Consider the following 13,874-nt stretch of genomic DNA (forward strand, 5'->3'; position numbering starts at 1 on the left):
GAAACCAATATAGAATAAAGGCCGTAAATCGTTAGATTACGCCCTTAAACGTAGATCTAGGCTCTATTTGCACGCCATACGTGGCGCAGAGGTTATGAAGTTTAAATAATTAAACCTTTTCTATTAGAAAAGGTTGATCTTGAAACAATTTGGAAGTCTCTTGTGCGGGTGTAGCAGTTATTCTATAATTTTAGTTGGTTATTACAGAAGCTTGTGCAAAATAGAGGAGACCTTGATGACACCCTACTATCGTTTATTCCAAATCTTTGACAAGCCCATTATTATTTTAGGCATGGAGCAAGGCCAGGTACGGATTATCGATGCCAATGAAGCCTTTTCGCGCTTGCTCGGCTATACCTTAGAGGAAATTAAGTCGAAAGAGAGCGCGGGTCATTTGTTGAAATACAATATCGACGTGTCGAAGCAATCCCTTAAGAGCGAGTTAGGCATTAATACGAAGCAAAACAAGCAAATTCCGGTGCGCGTCGACCAGCACCCGATACCGAAGGAGCCGGGTGAAACCGAGCTTCTATGTTTCGTGGTATTCGAGGATTTGACCGCCTTTAAATGGATCGAGCAAAAATGCGAGCAAAATAAAGTGATCATAAGCGGCATCGTAGATGCCCATGCCCATATCCGATTTTTGCGTGACAGCGTCGCCCCGCTGCTGTTCGAGCCGGACAAAAAAATGGAGGACGAAACGATCCTTAGCTTCATCGCGGACAGCGAGCATGTCCGGTTAATGGATGCTCTTTCCGAGGCTGGGACGATGAAGAAAGAAAAAAGCCTTACGCTGCAAACGAGCAGATTGAGCGGCATCGAGCTGGAGCTTTCCATCACGTTTACGCCGATCTTCGACGGTTTCGGCGAGACGAAAGAATACGCATTCGTCATTTGGGATTTGAAGCCGATCGACGATTCGATCGATTCTTCGATGAAGCTGAAGATATGGATGGCAAAACGGGATATGACCGCCGGCATGCTGTCCGAAGCGACGGGCATATCCATGCAAACGATATCGAAGCTCCGCAATGGCAAGATCCTCCGGCCGCAGCGGTTGACCGCCGAGCTGATCGCCTCGGAGCTTCGTGTCGATGTACATGATATATGGACAAAAATCGGGAAGTAACCCAGCCGTCATTTACATTGCCGGCAAGGCGACAACCGTTTATAATGACAAAGGCATAAAAAAAGACAAAAGCCGATCATGTTAGCAGACCGGCGCGCGGTTCGCAAACTCCCGCGTTATCAAAACTAGGAGGAAAGTATGTATGTTTAACCTATGGTTTGGCGCTATTTTTATGATTGTCCATTTTACGCTGTTCCTTATTTCGTATCGAATGTTCGGAAAGATCGGCGTCTACGCTTGGATCGGCATGGCAACCGTACTCGCCAATATTCAAGTCGTGAAGACCGTCGAATTGCCGCTTGGGATCATCGTAACGCTCGGCAACACGATGTACGGCACAATCTATCTCGCATCCGATCTGCTTAACGAGAAGTACGGCGAGAAGGCAGCCAAGAAGGCGGTATGGTTCGGTTTCTTCACGCTGATCGCGACTACCGTCATTATGCAACTAGCGCTTTTGTTCGAACCCCATCAGGATCCGTTTCCGATCGAGGTGCAAGGGGCGTTGGAAACGTTATTCGGACTTCTACCGCGAATCGCGCTTGGAAGCTTATGCGCTTACCTCGTTAGCCAGTTTTTGGATGTCAAAATATATTCGGTTCTTAAGCGTATGTTCCCTGCGCCTAATAAACTTTGGATTCGCAATAACGGCAGCACGCTCGTCAGTCAGCTTGTCGATACGCTGATCTTCTGTACCATCGCGTTCGCCGGTGAATATGAGAACGACGTATGGCTGTCGATCTTCCTTTCGACCTATATTATCAAGTTTATCGTCTCGCTCGTATCGACTCCTTTCCTCTACGCTGCTAGAAGCTTTACATTCAAGGATGAGAGCGGCTCCTAATTGTCGAACAGCACGCATTATAAAAGAAGCGGTTATCCCGTTACGCAAGAACGGGACCGCTTCTTTCTTTTTCGCCTACCGGATTATAGTTTCCATGGCATAAATCCGATATCGTCAATCATGACTTTACCAGGCCCGTTCACAAAAGCAAATGCGATTTTCGTAATTTTAAGTTGATCAAGCGGGCCGTCCGGCAGTTCGAACGCTTCGAACGGGACGATAAACGTCTGAAACACAGGCTCGTTCGATTCCTTGTATTTCTCGTCCTTCATTCGCTCCTCTAACCATGGCAACGTCGTAAACGCCGCATACGTTGGCGGACTAACGGGCATAACCTCTGACAACGGAAGCTTATACGACCGGCCATCGTTCGATGTCAGCACGATTTCCAGCTCCGGGAGGGGAGGCAATTCAGTCAACGCTCCAACTTCAGCTTCAGCTTCTTCTTCCAATGCTTCGTCAGTTTCATCAACTCCGCCCTCGAGCAAGTCCCGCTCCAGATTGGCCATCGAGAAAACAAGGCTGGAAGTTTGCAGCTCGGACGATAGTCGTTCCGTTACTTGCTGCGGAAGCTCCAGCTCATAGCCAGCGCCTGGCTCCTCCCACTTAAGGGAGATTCCCTTCGTCCCTTTGCTCTTGCCATCGCGATCCTCGGCATTCGCCACTTCCCACTCGGTCATTCCTTCCGTCGATGCTTTGCCACCACCGCTTATGGTTGTTTTGCGGGAGCTGCCGTCGAACCTGGTTATCTCTTTGAAATCCGACGATTCGTACCGGCTTACATACGTGCTCTGCGGCAACCATTCGAGCACAGTCCGATAATCGCTGAACATTTCCCTGTATTCATGCTCGTCGTGCAGCGTCGCTTCTAGAAAGGCGGAAATGTACAGCTTCGCTATCTCTCGTTGCTCGTCGCCGTCCAGCATGCCTTGACGGTTCAAGAACATCCCGCCCGGCAACCGCTCGTCCATCATGCCCCAAGCCGTGTTGAACTGACTATGGTTCGCATCAGCAATATAAAGCGAGGCCTTGAATGCCCCCGATCCGTCAGAAAATGTCGATCTGCCGTACTGCCGGTCGCCGTAGAAGGAGTTGACATCCCCGTCGCGCGCCCCCTGCAGCGTCAAATAATTGACGTCTTTCAGGCGGGCGGACTTGTCATCTACCTGTTTATCTGTCGGAGCTATAGCCACAACCGAACGAATGCGCACGTCTTCGATCCCGGATAACGACGAATCTTCCTTGAACCATCGGCCGGCATCGGCCGCCATCGCTACTGCTTGTCCGCCGCGCGAATGTCCGATAAGCGATATGTTGTCGGTATCGACTTTATTCGAGAACGGATTTCCGGAACGATCATTGAATTGCTTGATCTGCTTCAGATGCTGCAGCAGCATCCACGCACGAACTTTCATGTCGTTGTTCGGTATGCCCGACCAGACGGAATAATTCAGGAAATTCTCGTCGACGGAGATGGCGATCATGCCTCTGCTCGCCAGCAATTCCCCTAAGTAAGCGTAGCCGCCGTCGGAAAACTGCTCCATCAAATGGTTGCCATGCACAATAAGCGCAAGCGGGAACGGCCCCTCGCCCTCCGGCATCCATACTCTGCCGCCAATCGGAAGCTTCCGCTCATCGAATCCCCAGAAGAGAGTCTTAAGATTCGACCATTTCGTAATGTAAGCCGATGCATCGACGGGATTCGTGAACCAATCCACTTCCTCGCCGAAGATATCCCGATGCTTATCCGCCCCGCTTCCGTAAGTGAATGAGCTGAACTCGTAAGTTCCCGGAAGAGAAGGATTATCCGCTTCGGGGAGCGGCGCCGGCTCGATCGCGGCCGCATCCCTCAGAGGCATCGCCGCAGGCCGCGGCCAGTCCCGCAACGTAACGAACAACGCGATCAATATTGCCAGACTTATAGCGGTCATCCATTTGTAGCGCGGCTTGATCCTCCACCGGAGCAGCAAACCGAGAATGAGACCTAGCATAGCTCCGATTGCCGTATAGATAATAGCTAATATTATTGACATCAGAATGCCTAGCTCCGCAAAATATAAAATCAAATAAGCCTCGATTCCCACATAGAGCAGGACTGACGCAAACCGCCTCGGAACGGGAACATAGGCCATCGACAACAGTATCGACACGATGAAGGCGGAAACCCCTATCGCCAGAACGTTCGCCGCCAGAAAGATGATGTTGTCCAGTATCGGACCAAGTCCGGTTGGCATTCCCATTACGCCCGCATACATGGAGAGCGAACCGAAGCCGACGAGACTCCCCGTTGCTATGCGCCATACAAAGCTGTCGCGGTCAGCCCGCAAATCATATCTCATTCTCAGCCAGGCTGCGAATTTGAGCAACTTGCGTTTCTCTTGCTCTTTAACCGCTATTTCCATAAGCTCTCCTTCACGGTCAGCCAGTTGCGTCCATCATGCAGCTCCATCCGTACGGGAACGCCAAAAAACGCGCTCATCGTATCGGTCTTAAGCACGTCGTTTGTTGAGCTCGCGGCAAAAACCGTACCGTCTTTGATGAGCAGCGTCTTCGAGAAGCAAGGCAATATTTCTTCTACGTGATGCGTTACGTATATAATAGTCGGTGCTTGTTCCTGCTCGGCAACCGACGAAATCATATATAGCAGCTGCTCGCGCGCAAAGACGTCAAGACCTGTACACGGCTCGTCCAGTATGAGCAGCTTCGGCGATGCCATAAGCGCCCTGGCGATCAATACGCGCTGCCTCTCTCCTTGCGATAGCGTATCGTACGTACGCTGCATTAGCGCCGCGCAGCCGAGCGACCGCATAAGTGCCTCGGCCTTCTGGCTATCGGCCTCGTCGGCGTGATCATACAAGCCAATCGTCGCGAATTTTCCGCTTAATACGATTTTGAAAGCCGTTTCGCTTCCGTGCAGCTTCTGCTGCAGCGACGTGCTTACCCAGCCAATGCTTTTGCGCAGCTCGCGAAGATCGAATTCGCCGAATTTTTTGCCCAATACAGCCATATGCCCAGCAGTGGGCCATATATACCCGTTAATCATATTGAGGAGCGTCGTCTTGCCTGAACCGTTCAAGCCGAGCAAGCACCAATGCTCGCCCTCCTGTACCTCCCAATCGATTTCCCGCAGAATTGTCTTGTCACCGCGGTCCCACGACACGCCATTTATATCTATAACCATTGGATAAAACCTCCCGGTCAACGAATGCTTATGCATGCTGTAAACTTTGGTCGATTTGACTTCGCACTTTATATCAACCATTATTAATAATACAACGATTAATACCGCACGGGTACCGTTGACTTTTGTGAATTTCATATATTTTTACAAACTCAGGAGTGATTATCCTATGAAACCCGATCAAATCAAAGAATGGTCGCATTTTTTTCTAACGTATAAGTTTGCCTTGGATGAGGTTGAGACGAAGCTGAACATTCTGAACGAGGAATTCCAGTTCATTCACGACTACAATCCGATCGAGCATATGAAGACGCGTATTAAGACGCCTGAGAGCTTAATGACGAAGCTGAGGCGCAAAGGCCTGGACATCTCGCTTGACGCGGCCAAGCATCATATACGGGATATCGCAGGCGTAAGAGTTATCTGCTCCTTCTCTACGGACATTTATCACATTGTCGAAATGATAAGCATGCAAAATGACGTCAAAATCATCGAGGTGAAAGATTATGTAAAAAATCCGAAGCCTAACGGATACCAAAGCGTCCATCTAATCATCGAAATTCCCGTCTTCTTAACCAATCGGACGGAGCATATTTGCGTGGAGATTCAAATTCGGACGATAGCCATGGATTTCTGGGCCAGTCTGGAGCATAAAATTTATTACAAATTCGACGAGCGCGTACCCGAACATATTCAACAGCAGCTGAAAGGCTCGGCAGCGATGATCGACACGCTTGACCGTCAGATGCTTGAGCTCAATGAAGAAGTGCAGCGCCATCGCGCGCAAGCGCATGAATAGCCGTATTATAATGAAAAACAGCTCCCCGCCCGTCCAGGTTGGGGAGCTGCTTCGTTAAGTTATCGCATAATAAAAGGGAACGATGACCAAATACATAACAACTGCCAATAGTCCGATCGCCATAGACCAACCGCCAAGCCCTCTCGCCCCTTGCCTGTAAGCGATGAAGCCAAGCACCGCCGATGTTGCGCCTAGCAGCACCGGCCATAAGAACCATGATGCTATGCCGAATACAAGCGCCACCCAGCCAAGTGCATATCCCCCGCTTCGCACATCGTTGCCTTCATCGTTTGCCGCCGCATATCCCTTATCCTGAAGATCGCGATCACGTTCATTGTAAGCGACCGGCGTGCCGACCGCGAAATCGGCCGACATTTCTTCGTTCACATTGTTCAGCTCTGCGTTCGTCAACGGATCGATGCTCCGTGGCGGGTCGTCTCTCCTTAACGCGTCATCATGTTCATGGTCCTGCTTCTCCATCGCCAATCACTCCTTTGGGTTAAAGGTGAGGCAGCATGTAGCTTTCGATTGCTTAGCCTGATCCTGATGGGACAGACCAAACTCTTCTCCGGCAAATTCTTCCTTGTAGGAATGGCTCGAATGCTGATCAATTTCAATCGTGATCTCATTTGCATTGCATCCATTTCCTTCTTTCCAGAACGAACAGTTGGAAACCGTGCAGGCTACGCCATTCGGCATAAAAAAAATCACCTCCGCTATCAAGTTTCCCTGACCGAAGGTGATTCATTCTTGCCTTATTTTTGTCCTTGCATGCGACGTTGCGTCATGTAGTCGTTCTCGTAATACGCCAGCTCGTCGCGCAGTTCCTCATAAATCTTCGATACGCCAAGCACGATGTCCCGCGCTTCGCGGATCGGCTTGAAGCGGAAGCGGATCGCATCTTGTCCAGTATACGCGTAACGTCCGTCCTCTGAGTAGCACTCGTTCTTCGGATAGAAAAACGCGCTTACGCACTGGTGATACACTTCATACAAAGCACGTTCCGCAAAATCGGTATCGAAATTGGGGCGTCTAAGAAGAACTCCCAGCTTTTCAACCGAGACTTCCGAGAACACCAACAAATGTCTCAAATCGGATAAAAGTCCTTTGTAGAACAGCTGTGCTTCGTCGTTGCTGTCCTTCTCGGACAATTGCGGCAAAGCGTAGTGGTTCAAAAACGGTTCAAGCTGATTGATCGCATCTTTCAATTTCGCGCGAGTGGATTCGCTGATCGATTTAACGTTAGCAGATGGCATATAGGTAGTTCCCCTTTCAATTCACTCAGAAAAAAACTGTAGGCATCAACATCGTACCACAAATTAGATGGAAGTGGTACTGGCGATTGACTCTTTTTGCTTCGCATATTTTTCCGCCGTTATCCGAACCCTAACTTTCAGGTATCTCTTCAACTGAACGATTATTGGAGGTTTCGAACATGCGAAAATATTGGATTGGCGCTTTCACTGCTATCGCTCTTGTCGCCCTGCTCCTTCCGTCTTCCCAGCTATTCGCGCCGAGAAGCGGCGAGGAGTCGGCCCGCAAGTCAGAAAGCTTCGCCGTTAAGCGTGAACAGACGCTCAAGCTTAATACGCTTCAGAATGATATGAACGCCACTGCCCTATTATGTACGACGGAATGCTCACGCGATTTCCATAAACTGATGAGCGCCGGAAGCTCGTCACGGAAAGATTCGGAACAATCCGTCGAGCATATGATGCACGAGCATCATCATATGCGCTTCATTAGCTGGATCAATGGCAAACACTCGGTAGAACGAGGCGAAATACCGACCTCCGCCAACTCGGATATCGCTCACCAATACGTGAAGACAGCTAAGCTGCAAGTCATAAAGGGGGCTAAGTTCGAATCGCCTTCATTCGATGACAAGGATGGAAACCGGTATATGGTACTCGGCATTCCCGATGCAAAGCATGCCGGCATAGGCGTTGTTGGCGTCATCAATCAAAATGTGATCAAATCGGTGGAAGCTCATCAAAAAAGGAATTTACGACTTATTCCTTACCCTGCCGAGGGCAACTATAAGATCGAATCGGTAAAGCCGAATTCGACGATCGATACGACGGTTCGCACCGGTGAAGATAATGGAAATGCCAGCCATTATCACATTCGCGATGCGGTCGTTCATTTTGCAAGAAGACCAAATGACCGTGAATTGCAACAGATCAAGCGTGATATAGACGCGGTGTCCGTTCAACAAATCGGGGATACGTATGTGTTCCGCTCGAAAAAGCTGGAAACGGACAAAATGCTTCAATATTTTCGGCAGAAGTGGAACCCGGAATATGCTGAACCCCATTACTTGTATTTGACGAATGAGACAGAGACGAATGAAGAAATAGTGCCGAATGACGCGTTGTATTCGGAATATCAATGGAACTTGCCGTCCATCGAGGCCGAGAAGGGCTGGAAAGTGTCCAAGGGCGATGAACAAGTCATTGTCGCCGTTCTCGATACAGGCGTTCAAAGCAACCATCCCGACTTGAAGGGCAAACTGCTCGACGGCATCAATCTAGTCGATGAGGACAACGATCCCGACGATGACGTGGGTCACGGTACGCATGTCGCGGGTATTATAGGTGCTGCCGTCAATAATGGCGAAGGCGTGGCAGGAGTTTCCTGGTACAACAAAATCATGCCCGTCAAGGTTCTTGACAGCAGCGGTGCGGGGTCGACTTATACAGTTGCCCAAGGGATCATATGGGCAGTCGATCATGGCGCGAAAGTTATTAACATGAGCCTTGGCAATTACGCCGAAGCCGACTTCCTGCATGACGCGATCAAATATGCCTATGAGCATGATGTCGTCATGATCGCGGCCAGCGGCAACGATAATACCGACCGTCCGGGATACCCCGCGGCTTATCCTGAAGTATTCGCCGTGGCCGCGACCGACAGCAACAAAGAGAAGGCTTCCTTCTCCAATTATGGCGATTACATTGACGTTGCGGCACCTGGAGACAGTATTGCAAGCACGTATCCGGGTAGCCAATATGCCGCATTATCCGGAACGTCGATGGCCTCTCCGCATGTCGCGGCGCTTGCGGGATTAATACGGTCGGTTAACCCTGATCTCACCAACGAAGAGGTTATGGAACTTATGCGCAGCTCGGCGATTGATCTAGGCGAGGATGGCAAGGATAACTACTTCGGTCATGGCGAGATCGACGTGAATAAAGCTCTGCAAGCCGCCTCCGGCTACGGCAATGCGCTTCAGACGTTCCCGGACCAAGTGAGACGCCGTTTGGACAACATTGTGCACAGATACCAATAAGATCATTGATTAAACAAATAGAAGGTTGAGCCGATGCAGCGCATCGTAGCTCAACCTTCTTCGTTTGTCATTAATAGTTGTTGGTCGTGCGGAAAGTTTGCCGTAAGCCGGGTTCTGTACTTCTAGTGGTCCAAACGGGAACGACCCTCCCACGAGGAAGCGACAATCATCTATCTAGGCCGTACATTGCTATACGGCTCCAGCAACCAACCCGGACGCGCCTCAGGCTAAGGCTGCAGCCTTGCGGCTGCCGCGTCCTCTCGGTCTTGCTCCAGATGGGGTTTACCAGGACTGCAGTCACCTGCACTCCTCGTGGTCTCTTACACCACGGTTCCACCCTTGCCTGTGCCGGCGTGAGCCGGCCATCGGCGGTCCATTTCTGTGGCACTATCCTTCAGCTCGCGCTGACTGGACGTTATCCAGCATCCTGCCCTGCGGAGCCCGGACTTTCCTCTCGCGGCAACAAGGCCGCCAGCGATTGTCTGTCAAACTTTCCGTAGTACGATTTAGTATACAGGGTATTCGGACAAAGCTCAACTATTAACTGCTTCCAATTGTTTATTGCCTCGTTACAACTTTGTGTTTTTCGGTATATTAGAGGAATGTGAATGGCTCCGTATTCAAAACAGAAGCAATAGCCTTCGTCTCGCTCTTGGCGGCTTGCAGCTGTTCATTCAGCCAATCGGCAACTTGCTGCTTCATCACCTTCTCGATGTTATGACCGGGGTCGATAATAGCGATTCCGGCAGCTAGCGCATCATGTGCGGTATGGTAATCGATGTCCCCGGTCACGAGCACGTCAGCGCCGGCGAAGATCGCATGCCTCACATACCTTGCACCCGAGCCGCCAAGTACGGCGGCTTTTCGAATATTGCGGTCCAAGTGACCGACCACTCGAACCGCCGGCACGTCGAAAGCCTGCTTCAAGCGTTCGGCCAGCTCGCCAAGGCTCGCTTCCTTCTCCAGCTTGCCCGCTCTTCCGAGGCCGAAGGCACGGCCCTTCAGATCGACGGCGTACAAGTCGTACGCCACCTCCTCATACGGATGTGCCTTCAGCAAGGCCTGTACCGCCTTGCGGTGGACGCTGTGCGGGACAATAACTTCAACACGGACTTCGTCCGCATGCTCCAGCTTGCCCTGCTGCCCGATAAACGGATCCGTGTCCGGCCCCGGCAAGAAAGTGCCCGTACCCTTAATATTGAAGCTGCATTGGCTATAGTTGCCTATTTCCCCGGCCCCAGAGCGCCAGAGAGCCTCCAGTACTTGCTCGTGATGGCTCTCCGGGACGAATACGACTAGCTTGTAGAGCCTGTCCGTATGAACCTCCTCCAAGCATTGACGTCCCTTTGCCGAGATGCCGATCTGGTCCGCCAGCCAATCGTTAATGCCGCCGTCGGCGACATCCAAATTCGTATGCGATATGTATACCGCGATATCGTTCTTTATCAGCTTTTCATAGAGCTTTCCTGCCGGCGTAGAAGTATCAAGCTTCGTTAGCGGGCGGAAAATAATTGCATGATGCGCGATGATGAGTCCCGCCCCGGCCGCAATCGCCTCGTCAACGACTTCGTCGGTCACATCAAGCGCAATCAACACGTTGCCGATCTGTTTATTAAGCGTCCCAAGCTGCAAGCCGATTTTGTCGTTCTCGACCGCATAGTGCTTGGGAGCAAGCTTCTCCATCAGTTGGATGACGGTATGTCCGTTGGCAAACATTGCAAAACCTCCCGTGTCACATTCATCTCCGCGCGGAATTTCTGCAGCTTCCGCTCCGATTCAGCCAGCTCAGATTGAGCCAGCTGCTTGCATATGCGCTCCTGCTTCTCGAGCTCCAAGCGCCACTTATGGCGCAAAACAGCAGTAGGCCGACGCAGCAGATGGGGCCCCATCTGAAAAAGCACTGCGGTACCTTCCCCTTCATTAAGCTTAGCTTTCAAGAAGCTGCTATCGTACAGCTCAATATTCAATTCCGCTGCATCGGGAGTTTGGACAGCCCGCATAATTTCATATATTTTGCCGTCTTCCTCCAGGATGCTCTCTTCTGCCAAATACCAGCCATGATGACGGAGCCATCTGCGTACGGTATCTTCTCCCACATTCGGCTGCAGCACCAGCTCTTGTACGCCGCTCAGCTTGCCTGCCTGAGCTCCTGCCTCCAATATATCGCTCATCAGACTGCCGCCCATGCCCGCGATCGTCACAGTATCGGCTTCGCCCGGCTGCAGGACGGCTAAGCCGTCGCCTTGGCGAACGGCTAACCGTTTGCTAAGACCCGCATCGGCCGCTTGCTTGCGCGCAGCTTCGTATGGACCTTCGTTAAGCTCTCCGGCGATACCCGATGGACATTTGTTCGACTGAAGCAAGTATACGGGCAGCATCGCATGATCCGAGCCAATATCGGCGATTCTGGAGCCTTCCGTCACGTAATCGGCAATCTTTTGCAGTCTTCTTGAAAGTTTCAACATTATACAATCCACACCATCCATTTTTTTCGCATTAAAAACAGCAAGCCTCCGCCAACGGCAATTTTAACGATCAGTTGCAGTTGCAGCCAAGCTATTATCTCATCTTCAGAAAACAGCATTGCATAAAGCTCCGGCATAAACCAAACAAGGGCACAAGTAACGAATAATACAGCCGATACTGCCTTCCTCCAACGATGAATGAACCAGCTTCCCCAGCCGAACAAGCAAGCGAGCGGCAGCCAATAGAGCTGGATCTCGTACCATTTGGCTTCGCCCGTGTAATGAGACAACAACCAAGCATAAACGAGAATTGATGTTATCCAGCCGCATAAATGCAGCACGGGAATATGAGCTTTTATACCGTAAGTTATCCATAATAGCGCACAGAAGCCAAGCAGAGCAACTTGGTTCCACCACAGACTTATTTCATGCAGGCTAAACATGAACAACCCTCCGCCAAGAAGGAGCAGCATACCGATGCCGGTTATCGCGAGGCCAGCCGCCTCGTTATGCCTCCTTAAGCGCTGTCCGAGCCATAACAAGACGACAGCCCCCAGCACGATAGCGCCTATTTGCAATAGCGGATGAAAAACGCTAAAATAAAAAACAACAAAGGAAATTAAGGTAAAAGTTCCAAATGTAAGAAACCACTGCATGCCTGTGGCTTGCTGTACCGCCGCAACGGCTTTTCGTGCATGGCTCGACCCGCCAGGCGACCGTGAAGATTGACTATCCATATCTTGGTCCGCGTACAGATTGAGTAGAAAATCGCAATATTGATCGGGTAGCAGCTTGCTTCTTCGCCAATGCTCGATTTCTCTTACAACGATTTGCCGGCGATCCGAATTCATAATGTTACTTTTCCTTTCCGTCTTACCGTTTTGACGTTTCAATGTATGTATCGGATTCAAGCCTATGCATGATTAACCACATTTAAGTTTTTCTGGCGATTATGTAGAAAAAAAGACCTCGCTGCAGGCGCAGAAAGGTCATGGCAATGCAAACAAAAGTTTACTCTAGAAAATCCTTCAGACGTTTACTGCGGCTTGGGTGGCGCAGCTTGCGGAGCGCTTTGGCTTCGATCTGACGAATACGCTCGCGCGTAACGCCGAACACTTTACCCACTTCCTCAAGCGTACGCGTACGACCGTCATCCAGACCGAAACGCAAACGCAATACGTTCTCTTCACGCTCAGTAAGCGTATCAAGCACATCTTCCAGCTGTTCCTTCAGAAGCTCGTATGCGGCCGCATCGGCAGGCGCAAGCGCTTCTTGGTCCTCGATAAAGTCCCCGAGATGCGAATCGTCCTCTTCCCCGATTGGCGTTTCCAGCGATACCGGTTCTTGTGCGATCTTCATAATCTCGCGTACTTTCTCCGTGCTAAGCTCCATCTCTGCCGCAATTTCCTCCGGCGTCGGTTCGCGCCCCAGCTCTTGAAGCAATTGTCGGGATACGCGAATAAGCTTGTTAATCGTCTCGACCATATGAACCGGAATCCGGATCGTACGAGCTTGGTCCGCAATGGCACGCGTAATCGCTTGCCGTATCCACCAAGTTGCATACGTACTGAATTTGAAGCCCTTCGCATGATCGAACTTCTCGACGGCTTTAATAAGGCCCATGTTGCCTTCTTGGATCAAGTCAAGAAACAGCATGCCTCTGCCGACATAACGTTTCGCGATACTAACGACGAGACGCAAGTTCGCTTCCGCCAATCTGCGCTTCGCTTCTTCGTCCCCGTTCTCGATACGCTTGGCGAGTTCAACCTCGTCATCTGCCAGGAGCAACGGAACGCGACCGATTTCCTTCAGATACATCCGTACCGGGTCGTTGATCTTGATGCCTGGCGGCAATGCCAGATCGTCGTCAAAGTTGAAGTCGTCCTGCTCGCGCTCTTGCTCTTCCCCCGGGCCGCGCAGCGGATGATCCTCGTCGTTTTCGTTAAGCACCTCAATACCTAAATCATCAAGCTGCTCGAAAAATTCATCGATTTGCTCCGGATCCTGATCGAAAGGCGACAATTTCTCCATAATCTCTTTGTAAGTCAAAGAGGATCTCTTTTTGCCGTGCTCGATCAGCTGTTCCTTCACATGATCTAGTTTTTGTTCCGTATCTAGTTCAGTATGTTGATCATTCGCCATATTCCGACTCCCTCCTCCCTAG

At 50.7% G+C, this 13,874-nt stretch carries 13 protein-coding genes and 1 other RNA gene; 4 read left to right on the plus strand and 10 right to left on the minus strand.

The genetic code is table 11. The features are described 5' to 3' along the window. The first annotated feature begins 235 nt into the window (after positions 1-235). Positions 236-1,129, plus strand: coding sequence for a helix-turn-helix domain-containing protein (locus tag J2T14_RS02400; protein WP_307201828.1), 894 nt, complete (start codon positions 236-238; stop codon positions 1,127-1,129). Between the two features lie 142 nt (positions 1,130-1,271). Next, positions 1,272-1,973: a queuosine precursor transporter gene (locus J2T14_RS02405; RefSeq protein ID WP_307201829.1), complete on the plus strand. Its 702-nt coding sequence runs from the start codon at positions 1,272-1,274 to the stop codon at positions 1,971-1,973. Positions 1,974-2,056: 83 nt separating this feature from the next. Here the strand turns inward: J2T14_RS02405 and J2T14_RS02410 are convergent, their stop codons facing one another. Continuing rightward, complete coding sequence (locus J2T14_RS02410; protein WP_307467352.1) at positions 2,057-4,375, minus strand: alpha/beta hydrolase family protein; 2,319 nt, start codon at positions 4,373-4,375, stop codon at positions 2,057-2,059. Then, positions 4,366-5,154: an ABC transporter ATP-binding protein gene (locus tag J2T14_RS02415; RefSeq protein WP_307467355.1), complete on the minus strand. Its 789-nt coding sequence runs from the start codon at positions 5,152-5,154 to the stop codon at positions 4,366-4,368. The genes J2T14_RS02410 and J2T14_RS02415 overlap by 10 nt, the downstream gene beginning before the upstream one ends. 169 nt (positions 5,155-5,323) lie before the next feature. Between J2T14_RS02415 and J2T14_RS02420 the strand changes: the two genes are divergently transcribed. Beyond that, positions 5,324-5,953, plus strand: coding sequence for a GTP pyrophosphokinase (locus J2T14_RS02420; RefSeq protein ID WP_307467357.1), 630 nt, complete (start codon positions 5,324-5,326; stop codon positions 5,951-5,953). A 54-nt stretch (positions 5,954-6,007) separates the two neighbouring features. Here the strand turns inward: J2T14_RS02420 and J2T14_RS02425 are convergent, their stop codons facing one another. The 3 genes from J2T14_RS02425 to J2T14_RS02435 are packed head-to-tail and all read right to left on the minus strand — an operon-like array spanning position 6,008 to position 7,209. Beyond that, positions 6,008-6,433, minus strand: a complete 426-nt coding sequence (locus tag J2T14_RS02425) for a hypothetical protein (RefSeq protein WP_307467360.1) — start codon at positions 6,431-6,433, stop codon at positions 6,008-6,010. A gap of 6 nt (positions 6,434-6,439) precedes the next feature. Then, on the minus strand, positions 6,440-6,652 hold the full coding sequence (locus J2T14_RS02430) for a DUF1540 domain-containing protein (RefSeq protein ID WP_307467363.1): 213 nt from the start codon (positions 6,650-6,652) through the stop codon (positions 6,440-6,442). Positions 6,653-6,708: 56 nt separating this feature from the next. Further along, positions 6,709-7,209 (minus strand): YpuI family protein, encoded by a 501-nt coding sequence (locus tag J2T14_RS02435; protein WP_307201835.1) that lies wholly within the window; start codon positions 7,207-7,209, stop codon positions 6,709-6,711. Positions 7,210-7,388: 179 nt separating this feature from the next. On the opposite strand from J2T14_RS02435, the gene J2T14_RS02440 reads away from it, so the two are divergent. Next, complete coding sequence (locus tag J2T14_RS02440; RefSeq protein WP_307467365.1) at positions 7,389-9,245, plus strand: S8 family peptidase; 1,857 nt, start codon at positions 7,389-7,391, stop codon at positions 9,243-9,245. 88 nt (positions 9,246-9,333) lie between these two features. Here the strand turns inward: J2T14_RS02440 and rnpB are convergent. The 5 genes from rnpB to rpoD form a co-directional block, all read right to left on the minus strand. Further along, positions 9,334-9,739: RNase P RNA component class A (rnpB, locus tag J2T14_RS02445), an RNA gene on the minus strand. Between the two features lie 100 nt (positions 9,740-9,839). Beyond that, entirely contained in the window at positions 9,840-10,961 is a 1,122-nt protein-coding gene (locus J2T14_RS02450; protein ID WP_307467368.1) for a Nif3-like dinuclear metal center hexameric protein, read from the minus strand. Beyond that, positions 10,928-11,710 (minus strand): tRNA (adenine(22)-N(1))-methyltransferase, encoded by a 783-nt coding sequence (locus tag J2T14_RS02455; protein ID WP_307467371.1) that lies wholly within the window; start codon positions 11,708-11,710, stop codon positions 10,928-10,930. Before J2T14_RS02455 ends, J2T14_RS02450 begins: the two co-directional genes overlap by 34 nt. Further along, positions 11,710-12,561 carry a hypothetical protein gene (locus J2T14_RS02460; RefSeq protein WP_307467374.1) on the minus strand — a complete coding sequence of 284 codons (852 nt, stop codon included), beginning with the start codon at positions 12,559-12,561 and terminating at the stop codon, positions 11,710-11,712. The genes J2T14_RS02455 and J2T14_RS02460 overlap by 1 nt, the downstream gene beginning before the upstream one ends. Positions 12,562-12,721: 160 nt before the next feature. Further along, entirely contained in the window at positions 12,722-13,852 is a 1,131-nt protein-coding gene (gene rpoD / locus J2T14_RS02465) for an RNA polymerase sigma factor RpoD (RefSeq protein WP_307201840.1), read from the minus strand. Positions 13,853-13,874 lie beyond the last annotated feature (22 nt).

The organism is Paenibacillus harenae (assembly GCF_030812415.1).
Taxonomy (GTDB): domain Bacteria; phylum Bacillota; class Bacilli; order Paenibacillales; family Paenibacillaceae; genus Pristimantibacillus; species Pristimantibacillus harenae_A.